Genomic DNA, 26,668 nt, shown 5'->3' with positions numbered 1-26,668 from the left:
CACGATGCCGGTGCCACGATTGAGGAACTCCACGCTCGCCTCGGGCCGCTGCCCGGCGGAGAAGGCGGGCAGTCTCCCTTCACCCGCTCCACCACAATCGCTAGGCAGTGAAATCGTACGAGACGCGCCAGCCCGCCGTTTCGTGCCGCTATTCGGCTACGATCAGCATTGACCGAGCCCCTTTCAACTCCCGATGGCCGCTATATCGTGGTTCGTGGCCGCTTATGGCGAAAGAGCAACCCGGCGCTTAGCGATGCGGAGCGACAGGCGTGGGTGTATCGGCTGATGGACGCGCGCCGAGCGGTGCAAGCCGCTCTGAAAAGCGCCGACGACGAGAAGCTCGCGCAAGCACGTGCAAGCGTCGAGGAAGCGAAGGTGAAGCTGGGCGAACGAGGCCCGGTGTGGTGGGACGATGGCGCGCCGGACCTCAACCGTCACCTGGCACGCAACACGTGCTATGCTGAATGGTACGCGCAAGTCGAACCTGCGCCCTGATTGTCATAGGCCCAGGTCGGACAAGCCGGGATGATCGTCCGGACGGCGACCCAGCGGCCAGCGGAACTTGCGTTCCTCCTCGCGGATGGGCATCTCGTTGATGCTGGCATGGCGGTGGGCCATTAGGCCATCCTCGGCGAACTCCCAATTTTCGTTGCCATAGGCGCGAAACCACTGGCCGCTGTCATCATGATATTCGTAGGCGTAACGCACCGCGATGCGATTGCCCATGAAAGCCCACAACTCCTTGATCAGGCGATAGTCCAGCTCCTTGTTCCATTTGCGGGTCAGGAAAGCCTGCGCCTCATCGCGGTTGCGGGCGAACTCCACCCGGTTCCGCCAGCGTGTGTCCGTGGTGTAGGTCAGCGCAACCTTGGCGGCATCGCGGCCATTCCAGCCATCCTCGGCCAGACGAACCTTTTCGATGGCACTTTCACGCGTGAAGGGTGGCAGTGGCGGTCTGGACATACAAGCGGCTCCTTTGGCAGCACGATAATTTGAATGAGGCGGCAGCGCCAATTTGCAACGCGGCGGTCAGTAAAAGAGAAATTGACCCCTGCCCTTCGCTCTATCGCTTCGCTGCTACCCGACTTGCATCAGTAACTCGACGCGCAAACGCCACCATGTCCGCCAGAACCGGGGCGCGGCTGCGAAAGGGGCGGGCGATGGCAGTCACCAAGCCAACGTGGCCGATCTTTGGATAGCGCCGGCGCTCCACCTGCACGCCGGCCGCCTCCAATCGGGATGCGAGGGCATCGCTGTTCGCCGGTTTCACCACATCATCCTTGTCGGCCGTCGCCAGGAACGCGGGCGGCGCTTCGCGACCGGCACAATGGACCGGCTGGGTATCGACGGGATTGCCGATGCCGCCAAAGGCCTGCTGCACGATCGGACCGTCGAACGGCAGGAAGTCGTACGGGCCCGCCAATCCGATCAACCCGCGCACGGCCTTGCGATCGTCGCCGAGGTAGCGGGGGGCCAGCGCCAGCATCGCCGCGTTGTATGCGCCGGCGGAATGGCCCGCCAGAACCACCCGATCGCCATCGCCGCCGAACTCAGCGGCGTGGGCGCGCACCCAGCGCACGGCTGCGGCATTGTCTTGCAGGAACGCCGGATAGCGCACTTGCGGAACCAGCCGGTAGTCTGGGATCGCAACGACAAACCCCTGCGCCGCCAGTGCCCGTCCAACAAAGGCGTAGCCGCTGCGTGTGCCCGAATTCCAAGATCCGCCGTAGAAGAAGACGATGATCGGACGCGGCGCCCGCGCCATTGCCGTTGGCGTATAGACATCGATTCTCTGGCGCGGATCAGGTCCGAATGCCGCCGCGTGGACGGCCAAGCTGGCTCCGCTGTCTTTGGGCACCACGGCGTTGAACGTCTTGAGCGGCGAGCAAGCCGCCGCGAGTACGACCAGTCCTGCGGCGCAAACCCAACGCCTAGCGCCCTGCATGATGCGTGCCTTTCATATCGCTCCCTGACTGGAAGCTGCAGCGGCTTAGCGCTCGGAGCGGCTGAAAGTTCGACGCTATGGCCCTGCCAGAACAACGAATGACCGGGGATCGACGGGGCAACGATCGCGTGGGGATGGTCGCAAGTCGGACCGCGAAATGGCCGAAGCACCTATTGCCTCGCCCGCTATCGGATCACTACGCTAAAATGGTGAGCCCAGCTGGGTTCGAACCAGCGACCTACTGTTAAAAAGGGCCCAAATCGTACCGAACTGTGTAGCAAAATCAGACACTTAGAAGCATCCGTGATTTATTAACCCCACAGTTCGGTACACCAGCCAACATGTTGCAACAGCTATTTACAGCGCAATTCTGGTCACACATGTCTGGGTTGAGGTTCGTGCCGGCCGTCAGTCCGGTCGGGCATCTCAGATTGCTGTGCTAAACGGATAAGGTGCAACAACCCCGATACCCAAGTTTTTCAAAATCAGTCAATCCTTCCCGATCGGCACTGCCAAGAGGCGCCACCATGCCGGCAATGACGACAGCCCAACTGCGGAAGCGGTCTTCTCGCGAGCGAAAAGCCAGGCAATCATAGGTAAACTGCGGCCAAATTGTGTACATGGCGTGCCGCCCTGATGCTCGGCGGCTTGCTGACACACGGAACGCTTGGTTTTGAGAGCATGCCCGGGATGGGGCTGCTGGCTAGTCTTTCGCACGCCTTTCGCATGGGTGTGTTCTTCGTCATCGCCAGTTTTTTAAGCAGTCGTTCTCTTCTGCGTCGCTCATCGGGCAAGCGGTGGCCGATCGATCGTCTGAACCAGATCGGCGTCCCGGCGATTTTCCGAATCCTTGCTCTGTCGCCGCTCATGAGCCTGCTCATATATGCAAACCCTGAAACGCGAGCGGATCCCAGACTTTGGAACTGGTACCACTTCTGGTTCCTGATCGCCCTCATGCTCTACAGCGTCCTGGGTTTCGGCGCACATCACCTTGATGGGCGCCATGGCATTTTCACCCGACTAGATAATCTGATAGACTGCGGCTCTGGCTGGCAGATGCGGCTACTCGTCATTGTCGCGAGCCTGACGGCCCTGTTGATGACGGTAACAAGCCACGCGGTCGCGCGGTTCGCGCCCCCCCCGATTGGGTGCTGTCGGCGATGCAATGGCGGCTTATCGTAGGTTATGCGCCATTGTTTCTGCTCGGCTTTGCCATGTCTCGCTCAGCCTCACTGCTTTCGGAGATCACTGGCAGCACCCGTTTGCCGCTTGCAGTGCTGGTGATGATTGGAAGTGCGTACGTGCTTTGATATCTTTTCATATCTCAGCTACCTGTGATCGTCGATCCGGCGGCGATAGAAATCCCCCTGACGAACGTTGGCGCAGCGTTCTGTCCCCCGGCTGCGGCCGCACTGATCATTCGCTCATCGCTGTCGATCAGGCAGGTCCCCCCCCATCGTAAACAATATATCCGATGCTTCGTTCACGATGTACGTCCTGCACCTTCCATTTATATACGCTGCAAGGGCGGCGTTAGTGCTGGTTGCATGGGGCCCCTGGGTGGAATTTTGGGTAGCCATTACCGTGAGCGGTTGCGCGTCCTATGCCTTTCACCGAAAAGTCGTGCGACGTTCGGCGCTGGCCTCGCTGCTGCTGAACGGCCGCTATCGGGTGAAAAGCTTGTTCGCCGGCAGATTTACGATCGCCAACCGGACCGCCTTGTCGTGAAATGGAAAATTAACGTGCGCCGAGGAGCTCTGTCCATCAGCGCTCTCGCCCCCCCTTGAATGCTTTTGGGGGATCGGCCTCCGGGCTTTACCCGGATATACTCGTAGGCCTGGCACCCTCAGCATCATGCCATGCTGCCACTCACGTATTTCTATGTCGTCGATAATGGCACCCAGCGACCACTGATGATTTTCTCGTCGGAGCATTGCCGCAGCGATGCGGAGTTGAACGCCTTTAAAATGGATTTGCTTAGCGAGTACGATCTGGGGGGACCGCGGTTCGTTCTAAGGAGCAGCGACACCGCCCCCTTGCCGGTAGAGACCATCCAGCACATGCTTTCTACGATGAAGGCGCTTGAAGAGGACCGTCCGCAACTACATGGTGAATAAAAACGAGTACCGCCGAAGGCTAGAAAGCGCCAATGCGGCGTCATGGTTGCGCCTACCTTCCCACCCCCAATGATACTACGGTCAATAAGCACTTATCGTCCATTGCACAGGCTAGCTGCTTTGCTCGTGCTCTACGGGCTTGGCTTTGCTTGCCTGCATCGGGCAGCGCGTCCATGGTCTGGAGCAGCGTTCTTCTCGCTGTGGTACCCTGCGGCAGGCCTGCGCTTTGCCGTCCTATGGCGCTGCGGACCGCGCATGACGCCATGGCTGATGGTGACCGAGCTCGCCGCAGACCTTGCTACCGGGACACTACCATTAAGCGACCTTACTCTTCTGGGCGATGCGCTGGGCGTATGCCGTCCGGCGCTGGGCTGCGGCATTGCCGTTGCCGGTGCTCAGTGGATAGCGCGGCGTGCCTCTGGCCCCCTCACGCTGCCGCCGATGCCCTTTGGCATGGCTGCCGTTGCCGGACCGGCACTCAATGCATTGCTGGTCCTGCCGATGGAAGTATTACTGCCAAGATCGGCACTGCCTCATAACATCATGGCCGACATCGTCATCTCGCTCACGGGCCTTGCCGTAGGCGATCTACTCGGAGTGCTAGTGCTTGCACCAGCGCTGCTCTGGGTGGCCGACGCCATCAGCCAACCCCGCATGCCGCGACGGGCGAGCGTCGCTGTGCGCGCGCTGTTCGAGGACCTGTTGGTCATGGCCGCCTGTCTACTGCTCACCCATCTCCTTTGGCGAGCTGGCCTTGGCGTACAGCCAATGCCAATGCTGCTTGCTGGTGCCTGGATCGGCTTGCGTCGTGGACGCACATCGGCGTGGTTTGCCATTCTTATCGAGATGCTGCTGTTCCTGCCATACTCGGCCGGCAATCTCACGGACGATGCCCGGCTTGAATTGCACTTGGGGATTGCTGCTGTTGTCCTTGTCACCTGGCTGGCAGGTAGTTTCGCAGATGCGCAAGCTACGGCCAAAAAGCAGCTGGAGCGGCGTAACCGAATGCTGTTCCAGGCCGAACGCTTGAAGACCTTGCGTGGCATGTCGGTCGCGGTGATTCACGAGATCAGCCAGCCACTCTCCACCCTCGCCATCGAAGCCGCCCACCTGCGCGATGTCACCAGCGGCCTTGGGCCCGACATCGTCCAGAGTGTTGAACTGGTTGATCGCAAAGCACAGATCCTAGCCGAACTGGTGCGAACGCTACGCCGCTTTGGAGGCCGCGCCGGGGCAGAGACTACGATCTTATCGGTCGGGGTTCTAATGGAAGCCGCTCGCCAAATCGTGGCACCTGAGCTGCGCGCCCAAAGTTGCCGTCTTGCGCTCATCGACCCTTCTCCTGACCTTATGGTTGAGGCGCAGGAGATCGAATTGACGCAGGCCTTGGTCAATCTGTTGCGCAACGCCATCGCCGCCTCCCCGCATAAGAGCGTTAGGCTTCGCGCCAAACGCTCTGGCAATTGTGTGGAAATCAACGTCACGAACGTCCTGGATGAAATCAGGCTTGCCGGTGATATGGGCATGAGCACGCGTAGCGGAATGGGGATCGGCCTCATCATTGTGCGCACCATCGTCGAAGCGCATGGCGGCACGCTGATCCGCGACGATATGGGCGATCTCGCCCGTTTCGTTATATCCCTGCCTCTTGCCGGACCGCTGCCATGACCCAATCGTCCCCTATCGCAACCGTCGCCGTGTTGGACGATGACGCGGATCTTGCACAGAGCATCGCGCGATTACTGATCCGGCACGGACACCACACGGCTGCCTTCTGTGCACCCGAACTCCTGCTTGCCGCCCACACGGCCTCGCCGTTCGCCTGCATCGTCAGCGATATCCAGATGGGCGAGATCGACGGCTTCTCCTTTGCAGAAGATCTTCGCCGGCATGACCCCGGGGTTGCGTTCGTCTTTATGACGGCGTGGCCGACGACCGCCCATGCCGTAGATGCCGTGCGACGGCATGGCGGTCTCGACTATCTGGAAAAGCCGATCGCCGAACCACGCCTGGCAGCAGCTGTGCTGGAGGGGCTGGCATGGTCATTGCGCGAGCGGCGCATCCAGGCGGTAAGCGCCAGCTTCACCCGGCGAGAGCGGGAAGTGTATGAATTGCTCGTGCTCGGCCACTCGAACAAGGAGATCGCCGATCGTCTTGCCATCTCGATCCGTACAGTTGAGGATCATCGCGCTGCGATCGTTACCAAGACGCGCACCAACGGCCTTGCCCAACTTGTAGCGCTCAGCCGAGGTGAAGCTTGAACCCAAAGCAGCGATACCTGGGATCCTCCAGTGTTTTAACTTTTCAGAACACCGGGAAATACCCGGATCGACCCCGCGACCATCCATGGACACTTAACCATAGGCAGATCGTGGGAGGAGGCTAAGCACCAAGAGCGGGACAGACGGCGCGATGGAGGCAGCGGTGCCCATCGGCCTAAAAGAGCAACCGCCCCTCAACGCACTGCGGTACCTAAAGCAACCCGAAGATCGCGGAGCCCTTAGCCCGCGACCACACCTTGGCCGGTGAGCGTCAAATTCCCTAGGTGGCCACTTTCGTCAGATCATCCGCATGGCTTTTCAGCAAGCCGTGCTCATCTCTTTGCACTTTTCCAGCAGGATCTTACTATGACCTGGTTTCTTGCCCGACACCGTCGTCGCTTTCTCAATGCCGGCATGGAAGATACCGTGCGCTGGTGTGCAGGTCCCGATAAGACGGTGCTTGGGAACCATCGCACCGACCAGTACTGGATAGAAATATTCGCACCTTCAGCAGCGCCAGTCAGCGCTGGGATCGCCCGACTGTTCCTGGAAACCTTGAAGCTTGCCGGCGGGTGGGATTACGAAGCTGTCGCCAGACTAATCAACAATTTGCGGGCGACCACCGCGTTCCTTCCCGATCGCGATATTCCGTCACTAGCCCATGCCCTGCGCCGCTTACAGGATCGCGAAATAGTTTGTATTACCGCTGCCAGCAAACTGGCCCAGCTCGTGTTTCCTGCTGCTGAGGTGCATATCCGGCAGGAGCTATCCTGGCAGGCAATTCTCTCGCGCCAGCAGCACCCGCTGAGCGGCATGGCTCTGCAAAATGCCCAAGACTGGTATGCGAGTGCACAAGACTATGTCTCCTACCATGCGGAATGCCGGCGCATCCTGGCCGGTGAAATGACCCGAGCCGACTTCATCGAGGCCGCCGAAGTAGTGACCAGCCTGTTGCGGACCGTGCCCGGCCCGCTTTCCGATCCTGCCATTCCTGACGCGTTCTTCCAGCGCTATTTACTCGACAAAATGCTGTTCCATGAAGGATGGCACATAAAATTCGGTCGTATTGCAAACTGCGACGAGAGCATTCCGGTAAACGATCAACTTCGCCCCGGCCTCTACCAACGCTTGCGCAGCTATATAAGGCTCGGGGCAAGTGAGGCGATAGCATGACCCACGCTAGGTCACCCGGTGCCATGAACGATGCCCGAGACCCGAAAGTAAACAAAGCCAAGCAAACCGCGATGACGAAGCTTATGTGCATGATCAATCGGCACCGCCCCACACGCAGCGCAATCCAATGGGAAGGCACCTGCTATATCGCATCTTGCAAGCGCTGCGGTGAAAAGATCGTGCGATACAAGGGTCGCCCTTGGCGCAAGCGATAGCGCCACAGTAGAAAGGCGAGCGCCCGGGGGCGGCAAGCGAGACACCGCCCTGCCCTCCCCATCGCGTCAGCGAGACGCGTGCTGCTATCGCGCCTGAGCTTGTGACAGTTGGGGAACAGGTGCCCAAAGGCTAAGTGCGTCGTCTGCGACCGAGCGGCAGTTCGGAGCGGATAGTGCGCAATCCCTGTTGCAAAAAGCCGGCGGAAGCGGATTGCTCCCGCCGGTTGAGGGAAAGGCCCTTCACGTTGTGAAAGATCCTTGGGTCGCCTCGTGGCCAGGGTGCTTCCCCGGAAAACTCGCGTACGAGATCGGCGATGGGAGATGCCGGGTCCATCCGGGAAATACCCGGATGTGCATGAGATCGCTCCTGACATTCTCAACATCGAAACAAGGTGATGCAATCCTCCCCACCCGGCGCTAACGCGATTTCCCATACATGGGGGGCATGCATTCGCATGCGATTGGAAGACGCAACAACGCTCTGTAGGCATTGCGGACGGAATGACGCCCTGAGCATGGTACAGAAGGTACGCGGCTCGGGCTAGGGTCGCGCTAGCGGTTGAAGGGCATTCTGGCCGCGATTCGGCCTCGACGCTGCCGGATTTTCAGCGTCACTGCGACTATGACGAATAACCCCGCAGCACACTAGAATTAGACCAATCCTGCATCGCGTTGGAGCAGGGCAATGCTGATAAGAAAAGAGACCGGGACGATAGGGGTTATCTTGGCCACCCATGACAAGGCCGATCTCTCTCGGCAATTTGATGGCGCTCAGCACCTGATGGACCGATACGCCGTCTTTCTCCGCCTCGACGAGGATCGCCGCCATCTCTTCATCCCAAAACTTCCTGCGCCGTTCGGTGCGCGCGATGATCTCCACCCGATCCGTCACTTGGCCTCCTTCTGGAGGCCAGAAATAGATTCCTTACGGAGGTCCACAGCGCCGAGCTGAAATGCCGCAACACGCCGGAGGGCGGACGCTTATCATTCCCGAGCCCAGCCTGGAGCGCAGAGGATGGTATTTTGCAGTTGTTTGACATCCAGACGTTCCACAATTCGGATTGGGGAACGAAAGAAAAACACAGGTAAGCTTATTTGCCGACGATCAACTTCTTGGTAACTGGCCAGGGGTAGCGTGAAAGAATGATCAAAGCCGCTCTTCCGATGATGCTGGCATTCACTGCGTCAGCTCAAGCGCAAACTGTCAGCGGGACCGCTCACACGATCGATGGCGACAGCCTAAAGATTGGCGATACTGAGGTTCGTTTGTTCGGCATTGATGCGCCGGAATACCGGCAGACATGCCAAGTCAATTTCTCCGCGTGGGCATGCGGCGCGGATGCTGCCGCTGCGCTCCGCCAGCTCGTCGATAATCGTGCGCTGACCTGTGTCGCGCGAGACCGGGATGTCTATGGCAGGACGGTTGCAAGCTGCATGATCGATGGCCAAGACGTCGCCGCCAGCATGGTACGACCGGGCTACGCGGTTGTGCTGGAGAATGGGCGCGCGGACTATGCGGCTCTGGAGAGCCAGGCCAGGCAGAGGCAGGCAGGAATATGGGCATCAAAGTTCGACATTCCTTCCGCTTATCGAGCCACGCACCCGGGAGGGTCCGCTGAAGCGTCTGCATCGTCAAGCCGACGCTGGTCTGCGCCAGTCGGCACGGGTACAGCGCAATCTCTCCGCTACCGCTTCTACACCTGTGCACAGGCCCGTGCCGCCGGCGCGGCGCCGATGTATCGCGGCCAAGCCAACTACAACCCCAACCTCGACGGTGATCGAGATGGGATCGCCTGTGAGCCATATCGAGGCCGCTAGAGCGGCTTGCTTTGCACGGCATGTCGTGAAAGGGTAACACGACATGCTTACTTTCTTAGACCGCTGCCGATCAACGTGGGCTAACGCTGAAGCCTTTGCGGCCTTCTTCACCTTGGTTCACGCGGCGCAGATACTCACAGCTTGGAACCAAGGCACTGCCACTGCATCAGGGTTCCAAGCTACGATCGTACATTTGAGCATGGCTGGCATGCTGATTATGGGCGGCGCCCTTGCATGCGGGCTGATCACCAGCGTTACCGCTCGTCTTGCAGCCCAACTGCTGCGCGCAGAGCGATAGCACCCTAAAATTATGGCAGGGCGATCCACCGCCTCGGTACTGACGGGCAAGTACACGCCGGGCCGCTCTAATCGCAAGGAAGCCAGCGTCAGCCGTTGTGGCTCCTACGGGTACATTCAAACGAGCCAAGCCTGCGCGCAATGGCTCTGAACTGCAAATCTAAACCCTATGGAGCCTGTCCAGACATGCCGCAGCTAATTAGTCTATCTCGGTCGCCAACACCTCAAGCGGTTCGACCGCTATACCGAACTGCTGGCGCAACGCCTGCAATGCCGCATCCAGATGCGCCGCGGCGATGCCGGCGTTCAAGGCATCCAGGTCGACCTGACAGACCTCTAGCGTTTGCGCAATGCTGCGGGCCTGATCCTGTGTCGTCACGCCGTTCATGGCGATCGTCTCCGTCTTCATGCAACAGCCATTGTGGGTCGCTGGAGCCTAGATGCTACCAGAACTTGCCTATTCGCTGCACAAGTATAATTACTGATCAGATATCGTACTTTGTGGCTCGCGAAGATCGCCGTGGCCACGGCTGCCCATCCCGCCGCGCCCAGCAAGGCACTCGATCACAAGGACCTGACCGGCTCGGCGCCGCGCACGTTCTTCCGCATCATCGAATCCTGGGCCCTCAAGGAAGCGGAGCAGATGAAGCTGCTGGGGCGGGACAGCCGGTCGACTTTCCTAACCTTTAAGCGCGGCACTGCCGCCTCCATTCATAAGGATGCGCTGAAGCGGATTTCCTACGTCATCAAGGGCCTCCAGATGCTGCTGTCCCGCACCGCCGACGCATGGGGGCCGCAAGCGCAATACCACGTCGCTCTTCGCCGACCGTCCGGCGATCGAGCGGATGACTTCGCGCAATTTCGCCGACTGTTACACGGTGCGCCAAGCTATCGAGACCCAACACGGCTGATGCACAATCCTCTAACAGCGCACGTGCGCTGGCGGCCAAGCTATCGCATCGTCGCAAGTTGCTTTTCTGCCGACCCCGCTGTTCGAAGACGTCGCTGACGCGGGCGATTTCGAGGCGGTCTACACCATCGAAGCCTTGACCCACGACCGGCTGCGCGACGAAGCCGGCGATCTCACGCTGGTACCGCCCGAAGATCGGGTCTCGGTCGCACTCGTCGGGGATCATGGCTGCCATCACTGACCTCGATCCCGACGGCAGCTTATGCATGTTCTGTGTCGCCACACCATCGCCGTGGCCGAGACCAGCCACTACCGCGACCACTTCATGGCCTTCATCCAGGAGCTGGACATGCACGTTTCTGCCGTCGACCTTGATGCGGACGTGCTCGACATCCGAATGAGCCAGGAGACTTACCCTGCTTTTCACGAACAGGACGACTATGGCGCAGGCCAGGCACTAGAGCGCCACCTGCGCGCCAAGGATCGAGCGGCATCGCCTACCTCAGCGTGCGCGATCCGGCAGGCGAATGCGCCGCGGTGTTCCGCCGCCCGCCTTTTGGCCAACTGCCGGCAGGAGCGGCACCTGTGTTGCGGCTGGGACGGTAGGGCGATCACCACCGTCCACGAGAAGGTGGCGTTCAAGTGGACGGCATGATCTTGGATTATAAATACGGTATCCTGAAGCGATTTGATAACGAGCGATCCGCAGCCACACGGTTTCCAGGGAGATTACCGCCGCCCTACCCTGTCCATGTGCGCCCTATTGCACCTTTGTGTATATCCTAAACATCGGACCTCCGCCGGCAGAAAACCGAGTGATTCAGAAGTTGAGGTGATGCAAGAAATTCAACAGGAAGTGCGCGGGCGAGGCAGGGGGGAAACGGGTTTGCACATTTCGTAACGAGCGGCTCCTGCCTCGAGCTGCGCGAGGTAGCAGTCACACATCACCTGAACAGATCGCCCACCGCGCGTCTGTGGAAGGCGTCGTGCCAGCGGCGGCGGGGATGTTTGGTATCGTCTTGGCGCACGCGGCAGCGCTGACATAGCGCGGCGAGGTTGCGCGGGCGATTTCCGCCGGGATCGTCGTTCAGGTGCGCGGTTGCCAGCACAACATAGGTGGAGCGCAAGGCCGCGGGCGGATCGATGCCGGCAAGCCCGGGCTGCATCCGGGTGAGCGCAGCGGCTGTCGGCAGGCGGCGGACCGTCGTACCTTCCCCATCGCGCCAACATGCCCGGTGCTCGTCGTATCACACGCCCCCTTGGCGGGTGCGAGCGTTGCTCATGCGATCGCTGGCACCGCTCGCACCGGCCCTTGGCTCGCCCGAAGCGGATCAAGGCGGATAGCTCGCGCCGGTCACTCAGATAGCCAGCGGTATTCACACGCGATTGGCATGGCGATACCATGAGTCACGCCGGGCAGGAACGAAAGCGGAAAACTTCACATGTCTGGATGCCTCGAATATCCTTAGATTTTCCTGATGATATCTATTCGAATGCTCAGAAGCTCAGGCGACCTTCATCGTCGATCGGCGTGATCCGTACGGGAAGGTCATCGCCCCAAGTCCACAGCACCAAGTTGGTGTCCTGCTCGGTCGCCACGGGCAAAGCTGCGCACGAGCAATTCGTTATATCGCTGCGCCATCAGCGCCTTGGCGAATGCCTGGGTGCGAGCTTGGGCGCCACGTGTCATCTGATCGCGCCAACGCGGATCGGCCAATGCCTCGGATGTCATCTCGAACCGAGCCAGTTTAACCGGGTCGCGAGTGTCGAATACGGCGTCGATATCGGAGTCGTAGGCGACGATCGTGGTGGGCTGGAGGTCCCCGACCTGGTTGGCCTCGCGAATGGCGGTGTGCGGCGAGGTGGCGACGTAGAGCGCGGCAATGCCCTTGGCATTGAACCGTCCGCATACAGCGCCGCGCCTCGGCACGAGAGCGACTCACGCGCATAGACCGGGTTCAACGCCCGATAGAGCTTGCCCCGCTAGCGTCCGGCCTCATAGCTCATGGTTCAGCGTCAGGCGTAGACACCCGCGTCCACCGCATCGATAAGTCGAGCACGTCGCCGGCGCGCCCATCCTGCACCAGCTTCATCGCGGTCTGGCCGGAGAACCCAGCCAAAGGCTCCGAGCGATACCAGGCATAGGCAATCAGCGGCGAGCCGAACCGGGGCGCGGTTTTGGTGATCGCATCGACCATCTCACGCAGGCGCCGCTGCGTCTTATACGAGCGTAGCCGTTCCTTGCGCTGGACCGCATCGCGGCCGAGGCCGGCCGACCGCGCCACTTCCTCGCTGGTGGTACGAAAAGCAGTGGCGATCTTGTGAGGCGCAAACAGCCCCTGGTCGGCAAATCCAGCAAACCCATGGCTTCACCCTAACGCATTAACTGACGCAATGTAACGTCAGCCAATGCGTCACTCAAGATGATAGCCGCTGACTTGCCTAGGCAGTGACCGGAGCGAGTGGGAGTGACCGATCAGAAGGAGACGTTCACGTCCGCGATGACGCCGGTCCGACTGCCACGTCCATGGATCGCATCGCCCGCGTCACGTTCGCCCCGCGCTCGACACTCGATTGCACGGCGGTAGCCTAGGGCTCGGGCGTCAGGCGGGTAAAGCTCGCGGCAATCGGTCAGCCGCCCGACGCCAGCGCCGGAAGACCCGCCAGCAGGGCGCTCGTGGCAGCGGCGTCAGCAAGGTCGCATTGGTGTAGGCGAGGCTCGCCTAGACTTGCGGGGTGGAGCTGGAACTATTGAAGAAACTGGTCCAGCAGCTGGATCCGGTTCGCAGCTTGCACGATCGCGCCGAACAGCGACGCCGGCTTCACGACATTGGTGACGCTGCCAGTGATTCAGTCGCCGGTAACAACCAGATCCAGCGTGCGTCCCGGCGCGAGGGTATCCGCCACCTCTATGTGCTTGTGGGCCCGGACCGCTGGCGACCAAACAGCCAAGCAATCCCCTGCTCCCGGATGATCCCGGCCCCCACTTTGCCGAGATTGCGTTCGAGCACATCGCGCCACGGCACCAAGGTAAAATCGCGCGAGCGCTCGATTATCGCAAAGCTCCCGCTTTCGAGATCGACTCTGCGAGCGATGACGCCCTCGATCCGCTCGCCCATCTGGGCCACCGCAAAACGCTTACCCAGACTTATGCCGATCCGGTCACCGGCCTCGCGCAACTCCCGCTGGCGGAGGCTGTCGATTGCGCCCTTTCGATACCGAAACGCCGAGCCAACATTATCGGCCAGTCCCCGTTCGATAATCCATTGCCGCCGTGCTGCCAAAGCCGCCCGAACCTCGCGCCCAAATCCGACATCGCGGATCAAGTCATGACCGCCTTCGACGAGCTCGCGATCAAGCCAAGTTGCCGCACCTTTGACGGCGAGATCGGCGACCGGGAAGCGTGAGATCACCGACAAAATGACGGGGCGTTCACGTTGCTGGCGTGCCGCATAGGCTTGCGCCCGGGCAAGGTGGTCTTCGGGGATCGTCCAGCTCCCGTCCGCCAGCCGATCCGGCCCGGCGCCTGCGCGCCGCATCGCTTCCAGGCGGCGGACATGGCTGGCGGCGAATGCCTCGCTGGCATTCGGATCATGGCGAAGATGCAGGTCGACAGAGTAGCGCCCATCATTAGCGCGAGCCACCGCATCGATGGTGCGATCGGCCTGCGTCGCCTCCATCCGCGACGACGCGATCCGCACAGTTGCGCCTTCCGGGACGGTCGGCGTCGCATCACCCCGGCCAATATCGATATAATGGACCCGGCCGTCGATGCCATCTATCATCAGATAATGCCGGTCACGATGCTCATCGTGAGAATCCGCGCCGGATCACGCGACCTACTAGTGGCTCGCGGAGGTCGTTCGACATCACCTGCTCAACGCCCGCCCGATCAAGACGCCGCGCGGTCAGTTCGCGCTGCATCAGGCGAACGATATCGCCGCGCTCTCCCATGCGGCGCAGCGTGTCCTCCAGACCATCGGTTAGCCGGTAGCGGCCCCCGCCGACGTCATCGGCAAGGTCCATAGCCTTAAGCTTGCGCAGCCTCCCGGCCGTGACTGATTGCTGGAAGGGATCGTTGTCCGTCGCCGCCACGATGCGATCGGTATCCATGCGACGAAGCAGTCGCCTGTCGATTCTGGTCAGCCGCTCCTGGTCGACATCATGGCGCAGCCGCGCCTCGATTTCCTGCTCGGTGCGGGGACCGAGGTCGAGGGTCACCAGCTCCGACGCGCGCTCGCGAAGCCCGTGCGATATATACTCCCGTGCAATAATAAGATCGTCGCCGCGATCGTCGACACCACGCAGCACGATATGGGTGTGCGGACGCTCGGTGTTGAAATGATCGACCGCCACCCAGTCCAGCTTGGTACCGAGATCCTGTTCGACCTGCGTCATCAGCCGCCGGACATAGGGTTTGAGATCGGGATATTCGGCACCGTCCTCGGCCGACACGATGAAGCGAAACTGATGCCGGTCGCCGGCCGTCCGCTTGAGAAAATCGTCGCCATCGGCGCGGTCGGTCTCGGGACCATAGAGTTCCCCAGGCAAGCCCTCGCGGGTGACCCCGTCACGCTGGATGTACCGCATATGCGCGCGGGCGACCTGACCAGCCTTGCCCTGTAGTCGAATGAGGCTCGCCTTGACGACCGCCCGGCGACCTCGAAATCCTGCCAGCCGATCACGGCTCGACAGCAGCCGCCCCATGCTTGCGCCACGGCCGATCCGGCTGCCGTCGAACCGCCGCGATCGCACCCCGGTCTTGCTGCCCGCAAGCCGGGCTGCGGCGAGGATGCGCCCACCATATTTGACGACGCGCTTGCCGTCCTTGCCGGACTTCCGGCCGAGCTTGGGGGTAAAGTCGTCGTCAGACATGACGATACCGCACAGTCTCGTGATTTCGGTACGAGAATGGCGGATTTCCGCCGTTTCGCGCGTGACTGTCTCGCAACCGGAGACTGCTATCTCTCAAAAAAAGGATGTGCAGACAATCACTTAGGCAGTGTCGCGAGACACTGCCTTTATCTTGTTTCCCGGCTCTTCCTTGCTCCCCACCCTCACGGCTCAAAAAAGGGGGAGAGACGCCGCCGAACCGACGCCGCCTCTCCCCGGGAAATGCGCTGCGATCAGTGCGCATGGAGCATCGCATCCCGCGCCCTGACCAGCGACCGAAACTGCCGGCACCCCATCATCCCGTGCGCCCGACCATCGCCATCCACGAGCATGGTGGCGCAGAACCACTTCCCGTCGAGCCGCCCGCAAATCGCTATCCGATCGAGTTCGAAATCCTCATCGTCGGCACTCTCATAGGCTCCGATCCAGCGCTTCTCGACCCGCGCATCCCAGCGAAAATCCGTTTCCTCAGCCTCCAGAAACCGATGCGCCAATGCCTCTCCGGCACCGCGCCCGAACTCCAGTTCAAGTCCAGCGACCAGCGCTTCCATCACGCGGTCCACGACTTTGGCCGACGCCGTTCCGATGCTCTGATACATGCTCATTGAGACCTCCAAGCTTCTCGTCCTCATCATCGAGAACGGCGTTCGAAGGACGGGTGGCGGAGCGGCTGTCAGGGCTGCGGAGCGAAGCGCAGCGCCGCGAAGCGGACGTGGGGGGAACCGATTTTCGAAGAAAATTGGGGGGCACCCGCGGGCCTTGATAGCCGCTCCGCCAGCCGTCATGCTGAGTCTATCGAGACGAGCTTCCACCCTCTCGATGACGCGCAACATCGCCTCAATTCCCCTGCGACAGCGCGACGAACAGCGGCGACGCGGGTGAATTTCCCTGCGCCTGGACCTCCGTCCGAACCGGGTCATTGCGCACGACAAACAACGTGGCCGGCGGCGCCTGTGTGCGGGCGATTGTCACCGGAGAAGGGGCAGTCGGCGCGACCTTGGCAAGGTAGGCGACGGTCTCACCGGGCAGCGTACGGCGTCCGGCAAGGTGCTCGGCGTAGCGGCCGGGGCCGGCATTGTACGCACCGAAGAGACCGGGATAGCCGAACCGGTCGTACATCAGGCGGAGGTAGAGAGTGCCGGCGAGAATGTTGTCGCGCGGATCATCGGGATTGAAGCCGAGGCCGAGACGCGATCGCATGTCGGCCCAGGTCGCGGGCATCAACTGCATCAGCCCCATCGCCCCTGCCGAAGACCGGATGAGCCGACCGTTGAGGGTCGTCTGACCGTTGCTTTCAGCGCGCATGACGCGCTCGATCCATGCTGTCGGTACACCGAAACGGGCGGACGCTTCGGCGACATAGGGGTGCCAGTCGGCGACGGATTCGGCGTTTGCAGGCGCGGCCAGCACGAAGCTGGCGGCGGCGACGGCGATCCTCAGCGTGCCCATAGCAGCCGCGCCTTTCCGATGATGTCTGCGCAGCCGGTGGGACCGAAATAGCGCCCGTCAAACGATGCCGGATTGTCCATCAGCAGGAAGAGCTGGCGGCCGCGCAGGCGCACGCAGCCCGACCACATAGGCATCGGCCGGCCCTTGGCATCGGCCACGTGGCGTTCGGTGATCCAGCGTCCGTTGATGAAGATTTCCTGCCCGATTGCGCACACGTCATCGCCGGCGGCGGCAGCGACGCGCTTCACCAGCGGCACGTTGGCGGGCAGATAATGACGGCGCGCGGCAAGGTCGCGCCATGGCTGCGGCACCCGTGCGATCACCATGTCGCCGGGGTCGACAGGCACTCCGGGCAACACCACATAGAGGCCGATCGGGGCGCTGGCGCTGGCGTTCCAGACCAAGCGCGGAAGCGGCGGGAAGAGCGCAGGGGACAGAGTCAGGGCGACGAAAACCCCAAGTGCGGCGAAGTGGCGATTGAGCTTGGCGCGGCGCACTTTCGCGGCGCGCAAGGCGTTGCCCCACTCGAAGAGCGGACCGATCACAGGTCGATCCCCCGGCCGCTATGTTCCCGGCTCCAATCGTCGAGGTCGTCGATGTGATATTGGAAGAAGCGGCTGTGCCGGCGGAACACCGGCCCTTTGCCGGCGCGGCGCAGGCGCTTCAATTGCCGGCTGGAAAGCTTGAGATAGGCAGCCGCCTGATCGGTATTGAGGAAGGGAGAACCGCGTTTGGCGCGGTTGGCGCGCGTGATGTCGTCGTAGTCGTCCATGAAGCTGGTGTCCTGTCGCGGAGAAATCGCAGGGCGCGATCGCGGCACGGCAGATGCCGGGCGGGACACCGGGCGAAGAGTGTCGAAGTGCCGATGGGCAAAACGACACCCCTATTGAGGGGAAGCCCCGCGCCGTTGGGCGCGGGGCGTGAAGGTCAGTCGGCGGGGTTCCAGATCAGGGCGAAGGCGTCGTCATCGTCCTGCCCGGCAGAGCGGCCGAGATTGGCCCAGATCGTGCGGGGAAGCTCGGGCGCTGAGAGGCTGACGCGGACATATTCGCGCTGTGAAACCTCGCCGGTCCGGATCCAGCCCGCGCCGAGTTCGATGTCGCCGGCACGCACGATGTAGTCGGGCTGATCTTCGTTCGCCTTGCGGCGATTGGGGACGATCTGAAGGTCGCCGCGCAGCGATGCCATCTTGAGCTGGCCCGTGTAGGCACCGTCCTGCTGCTTCTGCACATATCCGATTGCGGGCATTTGAAGTCTCCTTTGATGCTCGCGCGAGCGGCCGTTCCGCCCGGGCGTGCAGACCGTCAGGCGATTCGATCGGGCACCCGAACCGTGAGGCCGGAGCGTGAGCGGAGGACCGGAGCCGCAGGCTTATTTGAAGCGAAGCGGCCGCGAGGAGCCCGTGGCACACGGGCGGGGAAATAAGCTGGAGGGGATGGTTTCGGGGGGCCGGGCGTCGTCGCCAGGTCGCTGCACATGCCCCGGCCGGACGGCCTGCGCAGCATCAACCCGGCAGATGAAATTCCACCGCAACGGAAGATATGGTGACAGCCGCACGCGCCGGAATGGGCCTGCTTGTGGTCCGCAGGCTCCAGCTACCTTCGTTCAACCAGCCGCCGAAACGCGCACGTCGAATGCCTGTGCGAAGGCGATGATGGAGATGATAGCGTCGATCCAGGTGCCGCGACCGCGTGGAGAATCGCCCGCGAAATCGCCGCCGATGATGGCGCGCCGTGATGCCTCCCACAGGTCTCGCGCCCCGCGATCGTCGCCCATGGCGTCTTCGATGACTTGGGCGGTGAGCTTCATGTGTTTGGTGAATGGCAGGCCCTCATTGCCCTCCATTCGGGCGAGGATGGTATCAAGAGAGGGGCCTTCGCCCACCTCCGATCCGGAATAATCTATTCCATAGGAACTGGGGGCCGTCGCGGTTTCACCGGTCCAAATGGTTTGGTCACTTAGATACTATCGGCCAGAATGTCGGTGAAAAGGTCTTGCTCGTCGTTCAAAGTGTCAGCCACACTGTCTTGCAAAACGAAGTGATCAGTTCAACGACCATACAGGTCGGCAACCTCCGGTGCATCTGGCGCTGACAGCTCAGCTGGTGATGAACAGACCGGATATTGGCGGATCGTTTGCCGGCTATCCGATGCGGCGCACGAAGGTCATGCACCCCAACATTGCCTTACTTGCTTATGATAATCATTTGCACTAAGGAAAATAACAAAGTTTGGGCAAGTGCGGGGGTCATATGAAGTTTTGGCAGGGTCTGCGCATTTTGTGCGCGCTCATGGCACTGACGCTTGGCGCGGCTGCACGGGCTAACGTCTCCGACGAAGACCAACAGCGTACCGATATTATCGTGACAGGGTTGAGGGGCGGCTATGTGCCGCATGATAGCTCGGCGGCAAAGGTGGCGCTGCCGCTGCGCGATATCCCCCAGTCGATCGCTGTCGTGCCAGCCCAGGTGCTGCGCGACCAAAGAGCACTGTCGCTTCAGGATGCCGTCAAGAACGTGCCTGGCGTTACCTTGGCAGCAGGTGATGGACAGCGGGATGAGTTCAGAATTCGCGGCTTCACGGCCATCGCCGACCAGTTCGTGGACGGCTTCAGGGACGACGCCCTCTACTATCGCGACCTGTCGAACGTTGATCGGGTCGAAGTCATCAAGGGGCCGGCGGCGGTGCTCTATGGCCGGGGATCATCGGGGGGCCTTGTCAATCGCGTGACCAAGAAACCCGATGGCGACATCACTGCCTTCGTTCTGTCAGCAGGCTCCTTCGATAGCTACCGGGGGGAGCTGGATATCGGCCGGCTCGATCAAACATCGCACGTCGGCTTCCGGCTGACCGGCGCCGTTGAGGACAATGGCAGCTTTCGCGAACAGCAGTTCCTCCAGCGCTTCGCCCTGGCTCCGTCGCTGCTGATCGGCGCGGGTCAAGAGACCACCATCTTGGTACAGGCCGATTATGTGAACGACAAACGCATCATGGACTTGGGCATACCAGCCTTGAATGGCCGCCCTGTCGATGTGCCGCGTTCTACCTATTATGGCGCGGCCAATGCCCGCGAGGCCGATTTCGCCCATTCGCAAGTGGTGTCGCAACGCATCGCCGTGACCCACCGCTTTTCCGACACGCTGAGCCTGCGCAACGGGTTCAACCATTATCGCTACACGCTGGACCGGCAGAGCACGATCCCTTCGGCGGTAAATGCGGCCGCGCAGACGGTCACGCTGGAACACAGCCGCTTCGACCGCGACGAGGCAGGCTGGTCGAACCAGACAGAGCTGACCCAGACGCTCAATCTGCTCGGCACCGCCCACACCATCCTCTATGGCTTCGAGATCGCACATCAGGGTAAAGGCAGCCAGCGCTTCGCGGGCCGCACGGTCGCGGTCACGTCGATCTTCGATCCCGTCCTCCCAGTGGTCGATAACGGCAGCTTCAACACGTTGACCGACAACAGCGTCACCCGCCTCGATACGCGCGGGCTCTATATACAGGATCTGATCGACTTCGGGCATGGCATCAAGGCGATGCTGGGCCTGCGGCATGACTGGTTCATTCAGAAGACCGACCGGCGTCTGCCGGGTCAGGCGGATCTGGCCCGAACCGATCGCAACTGGAGCCCGCGCGCCGGTCTCCTGTTCCAGCCTGATGCGGTCCAATCCTACTATGTGTCATGGAGCCGCAGCTTCCAGCCTTCGGCGGAGACCTTTGCACTGGCGGCCAACAATACCGATATTGCGCCCGAGCAGACCACCAACAAGGAAGTTGGTGCGAAATATACTCTGTTCGGTGGCCGGCTGTCGGTGCAGGCGGCGGCCTTCATCCTGCGGCGGACGGGGATCAAGGGCACCGATCCCGTGACGCAGCGCATCGTGCCGATCGGGACGCAGCGCACGCGCGGTGTCGAGCTGTCCGCTGCGCTGGATTTGCCGGACAACGTCCGCGCGATCGCGGGCTATTCCCATCTCGACACGCGCGTCACGGAGTCGGCGACGCCCGGCCTGATCGGCAAGCGGGCCACGCTCACGCCGCTCAATAGCGCGAACCTATTCTTCACCAAGACGATCGCCACCCGCTATGGCCTGGGCGGCGGGGTTAATTATGTCGGCGACCGCTGGGCCGATCCCGTCAATACGACGGTGCTGCCGGCCTATGTGACGTTCGATGCGCTGGCATGGGCGCAGTTTGGTCCTGTCCGCCTTCAACTCAACGCCTATAATCTGACTAACAAGCGCTACATCATCGCAGGCCATGGCACCTCGCCGATCCTGAACCTCCCGGGAGCGCCGCGCTCGGTCATCGGCACGGCTCGTTTTAATTTCTGACAGAGTCCGAACAATGCGTGGCTCCTATCCCTCCCGGCCGCTTCAAGTTGGAACGCCTCCTCTTGGCAATCCTCGGCGTGCTGCTGACGATATTGGGCGGATCAACACCAGGACATTGATGCGAAGGGAAAGCCGCCTTCCGTGAGGATAGCGCACGGCTGGACGGCGTCTTGAAATCAAGAACAGATCGATCCTGTCGGGAAACGCCGCGCGCCAAAGCCGGAACGGCGGAGGCGCGCGGCGCGATTTTTTCAGGTTCCGAAGACGGGCGGGCCGAAGCCCGCCCGCGCCCCATCATGCCGCTTCGGCGAACGGCACCTCGATACCCTCGGGGTCCGGCTGCGCCGCCTGATCGCGCGCGGCCATGACCTTGGCATGGGCCGTGACAGTTGCGACACCGCCGCGCGCGGTGTAGGCGGTCGGCGGGAACGCCATCCACCGGGGCACCCAGCGCTCGACCTGCTTGCGCCCGTCATTGCCCGCCAGATGATCGATAATAATCCGCTTCAAGGTCTTGGATTTCTCTTGCCGGTTGGCGCTGGCGATCGTCTTTCCCGCGACCTCCGCAACGATACAGCCCAGCACTTCGCGGTCGCGGATCAGACCCAACAGCGCGTCGTCGGCCTGCCACCAATCGGCCATGTCGATGCCGATCTCGGTGCCCACCGCCTCGACGGCGGCACCGCCAGCAGCCAGCGTCTCGCCCATGACGACCGCGACCACCTCCATGACGGCGGGGTCCGGCAGTTCGATCAGGCGCAGGAACACGCCGGTCACGCCATAGTCGTCGCCGTTGCCGCCGGTGACGGTCGGTTCCTCGGCGGAGAAACCCAGCATGTCGAGAACGGCGCGGCGGCGCTCGTCGAACACCCCTTCGCCGCGCGCGGTTTCGATGCTTTCGCGCACCTCGTCGTTGCGGGTCGATTGCGGTTCGGGCTGGACCCGCCACAAGTGCGAACCGACGATGGCGTGGGCGACCATCAACCGGAGCGCGATGCCCGGATGGGCGAGCAATCCGGCGCGCACGGCGGCATGACGGTGCAGATCGACATAGGTTTGCAGGGTCGAAGTGATCTCGGGGCGCTGCGGCTTCGCCGCATTCGACGCCTCGCCGCGCTCGGCCCGGCGCGCTTCCTTGCGGCTGAGATAGCCCTCATGAAAGGTCACTTCGCCGGTCGCGCGCACATCGATATAGACGTGCCCGCCCTTGCGCTTGGCGGCTTTCTCGAACTCCCATGAATGGAAGTGATCGGAAGGCGACACGATCACGACATCGCTCCAGCCCTGTTCCAGATAGGCGTCCTTCGCGGCATCGATGGCGGCGTTCTGCGCATCCCAGAACGCATCCGCATCGGCGAAATAGCGGTCGTCGCCGAACAGGTCGGCGATGGTCGCGCCCTTGAAGTCGTCGAGACTGAACAGCGCGAACCGGGACGGGATCGACTGCCCGCCGAACAGCCACGCCTTCAACTGGTGGCCGGTCGGCATATAGCTGTCGGGATCGTCATAGAGCGCGAGCCACGCCTTTTGCTGGCTCTTGCTGGCGAGGGTCAGATGGCGAACGGTGGCGCGGTCGATCTTCTCGGCGCGGTAGAGGTCGCGGATGCGCGGCAGCAGATTGCCGAGCGCGAGGATGCGCCGGATCATCAGATCGGGAAGTCCGAAGGTCGCGGCGATGTCGTCCACCTCGCGGCCCTCCTTCACCAGCCGGGTGAAGGTGTTCCACTGCGTCACCTCGTCGGCATCGAGCCGCGCGAGATTTTCGATCATGGAGGCTTCGACAGCGGCGGCATCGTCGGTTTCGGCGAGGATGCGGCAGGGAAGCGGCTCGGCTTCGCCGGATTCCTGCGCCACGATCAGCGCAGCATGATAGCGCCGAGCGCCTGCGACGATCTCGAAATGCCCCTCCTGGCAATTGGGGCGAACCAGCAGCGTCTGGATGATGCCGCGCTTGCGGACGGTCGGCAGGATGTCGGAGACATCGGGGGCTTTCTTGCCATAGCGCATGTTGGTCTTGCTGACGGAAAGCTTGTCTTGGGCGATAAAAACGAGTGTCATGGTTTGGACTCCTTGTGAGTGCCGGTCCGTCGTTCTTTCCGGGAGGGCGGATCGGCTTACGGGGTGGCGGCGAACGGCCGCCTGCGTCAGGGACCCCATCAAAGTACTACTTTGATGGGGTCCCTCATCCGCGTGGGCGCGGAAGCTCGGTGGCCGCGCGGCTCGCGGCGCGACGGAGTTCGGATTGGGCGTCGAGGATCGAGCCGCAGCGGCGCGCGGCGTCGGCCCAAACCGACAGGCGATGCGGCGTCTCAAAACCCAGATCGCGTTCGATACCCAGCCCGAACGGCAGGCGCACGGATGCGATCTCGGACAGGCTGAAATAGCCAAGCTCGGGGCATCCAAAGCCGAGGTCGGCGAGCCCGAACAGGGCATCGTCATCCTCTGCGAGTTCGGTCGCGAGCCATGTGGCGGGACCAAGCGGGTTGAAGAGTTTCAGCACTGGCACCGGATCGGGGTCCGACTGGCCGTCACGCTGCGCGGCGCGGTGATTGATGTCGTTGGCGCGCAGCGCGAAACGAATGTCGGGGGTCAGCAGGATCATGCCGCGATCCTCCCAGTCATGCTGGCCTCTTGAGCCTCGCGGTATCGGGTCAGCAGCCAGTCGGCGGCTTTGGTGGCGGCGCTGGCGGCACGGAAGATCGCGCGATTATCCTCGCGCAGCACGTCGAGCCATGAGCCGATATAGTCGGCGTGGCGCACGGTCGGGGCGATGCCGAGCGCGGCGCACAGGAAGGCCGATCCCATTTCGGCGACCAGTTCCTCACGAGCATAATCCTTGCTGCCGAAGGCGTTCTTGAGGTCGCGGCCCAGCCGCTTGGGATGGCCGGTTGCGTGGGTCAGTTCATGAAGGCAGGTCCGATAATAATTGATTTGCTCGAAGAATGCGGGCTGCGGCGGCACCTGCACGAAGTCGGGGTCCGGCGAGTAGAAAGCGCGGTCGCCGCCGATGCGGAAATCCACGCCCGACGCGGCTATGACTTCCTCGGCGACAGGCACGATCTCGCGGTCGGGCAGCGGCACGGGATCGCTCGCAAGGCCAGCGCGCAGCCCTTCGCACTGCGCGACATTGAAGACGGTAAAACGCTTGAGGAACGGCACGGCGCGCGCCTCGTCACCATCGCGGCGGGCGCGTTCCTTCTCGGTTTCGGGGGTGAAGCGGTCGGCATAGACGACAGTCACGCCGTGCTCGCCCTTCATCACGCAACCGCCCGCCTCCTGCGCCTGCCGGAAGGTCAGCCACGATTGCGACGGGAAACCGTGCTCGATGACCGCGCCCCACAGGATCAGGACATTGACCCCGGAATAGTTGCGACCGGTGAGCGCATTGCGCGGCAGTCCGGGGCCGGTGGTGTCGACGCGGCCCCACGGCTGAACCCAAGGCAGGGGGCCCGCCTCCAGTTCGGTGATGATCCGGGAGGTCACCTCATCATAGAGGTTGGCCCGGTCCTGCGGCTTCTCGTCGCTGCCCTTGCGGCGGGCGCTGCGGCTGGATTGTCTCGGCACGGCTCGTCTCCAAGCCACCCCAAAAAGGCACAAAGCCTCCCCGCGAAGGCGGGGGTGGGCGGCGAGACGCGAGCAAGAGGCCCGGCACGAGCGGACGACGACACCGCCAGGGCGGAACGACAGTGAAGCACCCCGGAGGGGTTGGCGTCGGCCTCAACGGGCCTAGCCGGGAGCGCCGCCCACTCCCGCCGCAACGGGAGAGGTAAACACATCAGCGCCGTCGCGCGGATCACGCGCGGCGACCGTCAGGTCGGGCACCGCCCGGCCCCAAGACAGCGATCGTTACCGGATGGCCGAGACCCGGAACGGGGCTCGGGGACGCGCGCCGGCGTAGCGGCGTGCGGACTAGAGCGCGGTCGCGTCAGCGGCGCGAGGCGAACGTCGGTATTTTTTGGTTTAGGGCTACGGCTTATTGAAAGCGCAGATCGCCGTTTCCAGCCCTTCGCCCACGATTCAGCTGGCCCTGTCCAGATGACTTTCCCAGCATCGCCGGACCGTGTCAGGAGGTATGGTGTCCTCAAAATTCAAGATTGTGTGAGCGCCCTCCAACACCTTTCACATCGACATCGAGCATTTGGGCGTCGATGGCGAGGCGCTGTCGGTCATGATCTGAAAATTGACCGTGCGGCGGGTCATATCGCAGTACAAAACACTCTTAAGGTTTTGTTTACTCGTCTAATTGGCCCGATCGGCGCTTTTCTCAGTTATGTCGGAAACAGCATACCCCAACGGTCTCGTTGACACGGTGTCTATTCCGTAAATGTCAGCGCTGACTGACAAGGTTCTATCAGTGGTAAACGGCACACTGTTGCTGGCGAGTGTCGGCAATCACCTCAGTCCGTCCGAAAACTCAGCGGCATGTCGTAGCGAGAGCCAGAGAGCGTCGGGCTCTGTGGATGCAGGCTTTTCGACGCGGAATGCTCGGAGACGGGCTAGATCGGCCATATCGGGACGTATGGCGCGCTGTGACGCCGAGCAGCGTGAAGCGCGCGGCCATTTCAGGCCAGCACGGCGCGCAGCAGGGTGGGTACACTTAGGATAACGATGATACTGCACAGATTGTAGGCGAGCGCTGTCAGGCTGAACTCCGCGTTGACGTTGGCGAGGTCTGGCCCGCATCCCAGGGGCGCCGCTCGTGAACGGCAGGATCAAGATCTGAGTCTCCCATGGTGTTTCTCCAACGGCCGTGAGGGCCGTGAGAGAAAAACGCCGACGAAACCATACACGCCCGGTCATGACGCTCATTTCGCAGGCCGCCTAAAAGCTCTTTTGGTGGAAGGCGCAGGTTCTATCGGCCATGCTTCATCAGCGAAATGTCGCACAGCGAGCGGCGAGTGCAGCTCTGCCAGATTGAGTCGCTAGGTCCACGATCCGTTCGAAAGCTTCTCGCCCTCTTGAACTGTGCTGTTGAGGTACGTGCGGACCTGAGTCCTGCCAGCATCGAGGCTTCGGCTTGTTGCTTAGCGTTTGGCCAATCTCGGGATGGCGCGCCAAGCGGGCGGCGTGAACAATCTCCTTCCCGTCATCTGGCCACAGTTTGCTTGCAATTTTTTCGACAAGATCCGCTCGGTCGCTAGCCGCAAATCGCATCGCGATGGCCTGCTGCGGGTTGGGTGGACACCGAGATAGGATGTTTCCACCTGTCGGAGGTCCGCAATGCAACGAAGGAAATTCAGCCGCGAGTTCAAGC

The 26,668-nt window shown here is 62.0% G+C and carries 24 protein-coding genes and 3 pseudogenes; 10 read left to right on the top strand and 17 right to left on the bottom strand.

Annotated features, from left to right (window positions below; genetic code table 11):
* Positions 1–168: 168 nt before the first annotated feature.
* Positions 169–495 (top strand): hypothetical protein, encoded by a 327-nt coding sequence (locus GGR39_RS16605; RefSeq protein WP_183618834.1) that lies wholly within the window; start codon positions 169–171, stop codon positions 493–495.
* A 3-nt stretch (positions 496–498) separates the two neighbouring features.
* On the opposite strand, the gene GGR39_RS16600 is transcribed toward GGR39_RS16605, so the two are convergent.
* Together GGR39_RS16600 and GGR39_RS16595 are read right to left on the bottom strand one after the other, a co-directional pair.
* A complete protein-coding gene (locus GGR39_RS16600; protein WP_183618832.1) occupies positions 499–963 on the bottom strand; it encodes a nuclear transport factor 2 family protein in 465 nt (154 codons plus the stop codon).
* Between the two features lie 100 nt (positions 964–1,063).
* Positions 1,064–1,945 (bottom strand): alpha/beta hydrolase, encoded by an 882-nt coding sequence (locus GGR39_RS16595; protein WP_183618830.1) that lies wholly within the window; start codon positions 1,943–1,945, stop codon positions 1,064–1,066.
* Between the two features lie 636 nt (positions 1,946–2,581).
* Between GGR39_RS16595 and GGR39_RS16590 the strand changes: the two genes are divergently transcribed.
* The 5 genes from GGR39_RS16590 to GGR39_RS16570 all read left to right on the top strand — a co-directional run bounded on the left by GGR39_RS16590 (position 2,582) and on the right by GGR39_RS16570 (position 7,496).
* Positions 2,582–3,127: an acyltransferase family protein gene (locus GGR39_RS16590; protein ID WP_183618829.1), complete on the top strand. Its 546-nt coding sequence runs from the start codon at positions 2,582–2,584 to the stop codon at positions 3,125–3,127.
* Between the two features lie 677 nt (positions 3,128–3,804).
* Entirely contained in the window at positions 3,805–4,062 is a 258-nt protein-coding gene (locus tag GGR39_RS16585) for a hypothetical protein (RefSeq protein WP_183618827.1), read from the top strand.
* 255 nt (positions 4,063–4,317) lie between these two features.
* Positions 4,318–5,730 carry a sensor histidine kinase gene (locus GGR39_RS16580; RefSeq protein ID WP_246388955.1) on the top strand — a complete coding sequence of 471 codons (1,413 nt, stop codon included), beginning with the start codon at positions 4,318–4,320 and terminating at the stop codon, positions 5,728–5,730.
* A complete protein-coding gene (locus GGR39_RS16575; protein WP_183618823.1) occupies positions 5,727–6,323 on the top strand; it encodes a response regulator transcription factor in 597 nt (198 codons plus the stop codon). The genes GGR39_RS16580 and GGR39_RS16575 overlap by 4 nt, the downstream gene beginning before the upstream one ends.
* A 366-nt stretch (positions 6,324–6,689) precedes the next feature.
* A complete protein-coding gene (locus GGR39_RS16570; RefSeq protein WP_221226202.1) occupies positions 6,690–7,496 on the top strand; it encodes a hypothetical protein in 807 nt (268 codons plus the stop codon).
* A 756-nt stretch (positions 7,497–8,252) separates the two neighbouring features.
* Here GGR39_RS16570 and GGR39_RS17355 read toward each other — a convergent pair.
* Entirely contained in the window at positions 8,253–8,603 is a 351-nt protein-coding gene (locus tag GGR39_RS17355) for a hypothetical protein (protein ID WP_246388952.1), read from the bottom strand.
* Between the two features lie 251 nt (positions 8,604–8,854).
* Between GGR39_RS17355 and GGR39_RS16560 the strand changes: the two genes are divergently transcribed.
* Positions 8,855–9,529, top strand: coding sequence for a thermonuclease family protein (locus tag GGR39_RS16560; RefSeq protein ID WP_343055925.1), 675 nt, complete (start codon positions 8,855–8,857; stop codon positions 9,527–9,529).
* A gap of 496 nt (positions 9,530–10,025) precedes the next feature.
* Here the strand turns inward: GGR39_RS16560 and GGR39_RS16555 are convergent, their stop codons facing one another.
* Positions 10,026–10,235 carry a hypothetical protein gene (locus tag GGR39_RS16555; RefSeq protein WP_183618819.1) on the bottom strand — a complete coding sequence of 70 codons (210 nt, stop codon included), beginning with the start codon at positions 10,233–10,235 and terminating at the stop codon, positions 10,026–10,028.
* A 111-nt stretch (positions 10,236–10,346) separates the two neighbouring features.
* Between GGR39_RS16555 and GGR39_RS17610 the strand changes: the two are divergent.
* Both GGR39_RS17610 and GGR39_RS16545 read left to right on the top strand, forming a co-directional pair.
* Positions 10,347–10,514 (top strand): annotated as a pseudogene (locus GGR39_RS17610) (DUF2384 domain-containing protein); the annotation flags it as partial.
* 222 nt (positions 10,515–10,736) lie between these two features.
* Positions 10,737–11,391: pseudogene (locus GGR39_RS16545) on the top strand (RES family NAD+ phosphorylase).
* Between the two features lie 289 nt (positions 11,392–11,680).
* Here the strand turns inward: GGR39_RS16545 and GGR39_RS17350 are convergent.
* The 10 genes and pseudogenes from GGR39_RS17350 to GGR39_RS16495 all read right to left on the bottom strand — a co-directional run bounded on the left by GGR39_RS17350 (position 11,681) and on the right by GGR39_RS16495 (position 18,962).
* Positions 11,681–11,902 carry a hypothetical protein gene (locus GGR39_RS17350; protein ID WP_246388949.1) on the bottom strand — a complete coding sequence of 74 codons (222 nt, stop codon included), beginning with the start codon at positions 11,900–11,902 and terminating at the stop codon, positions 11,681–11,683.
* 383 nt (positions 11,903–12,285) lie between these two features.
* On the bottom strand, positions 12,286–12,666 hold the full coding sequence (locus tag GGR39_RS16535; RefSeq protein ID WP_343055924.1) for an RES domain-containing protein: 381 nt from the start codon (positions 12,664–12,666) through the stop codon (positions 12,286–12,288).
* A 73-nt stretch (positions 12,667–12,739) separates the two neighbouring features.
* The gene (locus GGR39_RS16530; protein WP_246388946.1) at positions 12,740–13,021 is read right to left on the bottom strand and encodes a hypothetical protein; all 282 of its coding nucleotides are present in this window, start codon (positions 13,019–13,021) and stop codon (positions 12,740–12,742) included.
* A gap of 624 nt (positions 13,022–13,645) precedes the next feature.
* Positions 13,646–15,611 (bottom strand): annotated as a pseudogene (gene rlxS, locus GGR39_RS16525) (relaxase/mobilization nuclease RlxS).
* 251 nt (positions 15,612–15,862) lie between these two features.
* Positions 15,863–16,234 carry a hypothetical protein gene (locus tag GGR39_RS16520; protein WP_246388943.1) on the bottom strand — a complete coding sequence of 124 codons (372 nt, stop codon included), beginning with the start codon at positions 16,232–16,234 and terminating at the stop codon, positions 15,863–15,865.
* A gap of 232 nt (positions 16,235–16,466) precedes the next feature.
* A complete protein-coding gene (locus tag GGR39_RS16515; protein WP_183618815.1) occupies positions 16,467–17,078 on the bottom strand; it encodes a lytic transglycosylase domain-containing protein in 612 nt (203 codons plus the stop codon).
* Positions 17,066–17,623, bottom strand: a complete 558-nt coding sequence (locus tag GGR39_RS16510; RefSeq protein WP_183618813.1) for a S26 family signal peptidase — start codon at positions 17,621–17,623, stop codon at positions 17,066–17,068. Before GGR39_RS16510 ends, GGR39_RS16515 begins: the two co-directional genes overlap by 13 nt.
* Entirely contained in the window at positions 17,620–17,850 is a 231-nt protein-coding gene (locus GGR39_RS16505) for a helix-turn-helix domain-containing protein (RefSeq protein WP_183618811.1), read from the bottom strand. The genes GGR39_RS16510 and GGR39_RS16505 overlap by 4 nt, the downstream gene beginning before the upstream one ends.
* Positions 17,851–18,005: 155 nt before the next feature.
* Positions 18,006–18,326 carry a DUF736 domain-containing protein gene (locus GGR39_RS16500; protein ID WP_183618809.1) on the bottom strand — a complete coding sequence of 107 codons (321 nt, stop codon included), beginning with the start codon at positions 18,324–18,326 and terminating at the stop codon, positions 18,006–18,008.
* Positions 18,327–18,683: 357 nt separating this feature from the next.
* Positions 18,684–18,962 (bottom strand): hypothetical protein, encoded by a 279-nt coding sequence (locus tag GGR39_RS16495; RefSeq protein WP_221226201.1) that lies wholly within the window; start codon positions 18,960–18,962, stop codon positions 18,684–18,686.
* Between the two features lie 406 nt (positions 18,963–19,368).
* On the opposite strand from GGR39_RS16495, the gene GGR39_RS16490 reads away from it, so the two are divergent.
* The gene (locus GGR39_RS16490) at positions 19,369–21,414 is read left to right on the top strand and encodes a TonB-dependent receptor (protein ID WP_221226200.1); all 2,046 of its coding nucleotides are present in this window, start codon (positions 19,369–19,371) and stop codon (positions 21,412–21,414) included.
* Between the two features lie 294 nt (positions 21,415–21,708).
* Here the strand turns inward: GGR39_RS16490 and GGR39_RS16485 are convergent, their stop codons facing one another.
* The 3 genes from GGR39_RS16485 to GGR39_RS16475 form a co-directional block, all read right to left on the bottom strand.
* Positions 21,709–23,472, bottom strand: coding sequence for a ParB/RepB/Spo0J family partition protein (locus tag GGR39_RS16485; RefSeq protein ID WP_183618803.1), 1,764 nt, complete (start codon positions 23,470–23,472; stop codon positions 21,709–21,711).
* A 124-nt stretch (positions 23,473–23,596) separates the two neighbouring features.
* Positions 23,597–24,016, bottom strand: a complete 420-nt coding sequence (locus GGR39_RS16480; RefSeq protein ID WP_183618801.1) for a DUF2958 domain-containing protein — start codon at positions 24,014–24,016, stop codon at positions 23,597–23,599.
* On the bottom strand, positions 24,013–24,978 hold the full coding sequence (locus tag GGR39_RS16475) for a zincin-like metallopeptidase domain-containing protein (RefSeq protein WP_183618799.1): 966 nt from the start codon (positions 24,976–24,978) through the stop codon (positions 24,013–24,015). The genes GGR39_RS16480 and GGR39_RS16475 overlap by 4 nt, the downstream gene beginning before the upstream one ends.
* Between the last annotated feature and the right edge of the window lie 1,690 nt (positions 24,979–26,668).

This window comes from Novosphingobium fluoreni, assembly GCF_014196615.1.
GTDB lineage: Bacteria > Pseudomonadota > Alphaproteobacteria > Sphingomonadales > Sphingomonadaceae > Novosphingobium > Novosphingobium fluoreni.
Note: the sequence above shows the minus strand (reverse complement) of the source record. Positions and strands in the feature narration are given on the sequence as shown.

Bases quoted from the DNA above. Each gene is read 5' to 3' on its own strand.
- GGR39_RS16600 (WP_183618832.1), bottom strand. From the start codon at position 963: ATGTCCAGACCGCCACTGCCACCCTTCACGCGTGAAAGTGCCATCGAA.
- GGR39_RS16595 (WP_183618830.1), bottom strand. From the start codon at position 1,945: ATGCAGGGCGCTAGGCGTTGGGTTTGCGCCGCAGGACTGGTCGTACTC.
- GGR39_RS16590 (WP_183618829.1), top strand. From the start codon at position 2,582: ATGCTCGGCGGCTTGCTGACACACGGAACGCTTGGTTTTGAGAGCATG.
- GGR39_RS16585 (WP_183618827.1), top strand. From the start codon at position 3,805: ATGCTGCCACTCACGTATTTCTATGTCGTCGATAATGGCACCCAGCGA.
- GGR39_RS16580 (WP_246388955.1), top strand. From the start codon at position 4,318: ATGACGCCATGGCTGATGGTGACCGAGCTCGCCGCAGACCTTGCTACC.
- GGR39_RS16575 (WP_183618823.1), top strand. From the start codon at position 5,727: ATGACCCAATCGTCCCCTATCGCAACCGTCGCCGTGTTGGACGATGAC.
- GGR39_RS16570 (WP_221226202.1), top strand. From the start codon at position 6,690: ATGACCTGGTTTCTTGCCCGACACCGTCGTCGCTTTCTCAATGCCGGC.
- GGR39_RS16560 (WP_343055925.1), top strand. From the start codon at position 8,855: ATGATCAAAGCCGCTCTTCCGATGATGCTGGCATTCACTGCGTCAGCT.
- GGR39_RS16555 (WP_183618819.1), bottom strand. From the start codon at position 10,235: ATGAAGACGGAGACGATCGCCATGAACGGCGTGACGACACAGGATCAG.
- GGR39_RS17350 (WP_246388949.1), bottom strand. From the start codon at position 11,902: ATGCAGCCCGGGCTTGCCGGCATCGATCCGCCCGCGGCCTTGCGCTCC.
- GGR39_RS16520 (WP_246388943.1), bottom strand. From the start codon at position 16,234: ATGAGCATGTATCAGAGCATCGGAACGGCGTCGGCCAAAGTCGTGGAC.
- GGR39_RS16515 (WP_183618815.1), bottom strand. From the start codon at position 17,078: ATGGGCACGCTGAGGATCGCCGTCGCCGCCGCCAGCTTCGTGCTGGCC.
- GGR39_RS16505 (WP_183618811.1), bottom strand. From the start codon at position 17,850: ATGGACGACTACGACGACATCACGCGCGCCAACCGCGCCAAACGCGGT.
- GGR39_RS16500 (WP_183618809.1), bottom strand. From the start codon at position 18,326: ATGCCCGCAATCGGATATGTGCAGAAGCAGCAGGACGGTGCCTACACG.
- GGR39_RS16490 (WP_221226200.1), top strand. From the start codon at position 19,369: ATGGCACTGACGCTTGGCGCGGCTGCACGGGCTAACGTCTCCGACGAA.
- GGR39_RS16485 (WP_183618803.1), bottom strand. From the start codon at position 23,472: ATGACACTCGTTTTTATCGCCCAAGACAAGCTTTCCGTCAGCAAGACC.
- GGR39_RS16480 (WP_183618801.1), bottom strand. From the start codon at position 24,016: ATGATCCTGCTGACCCCCGACATTCGTTTCGCGCTGCGCGCCAACGAC.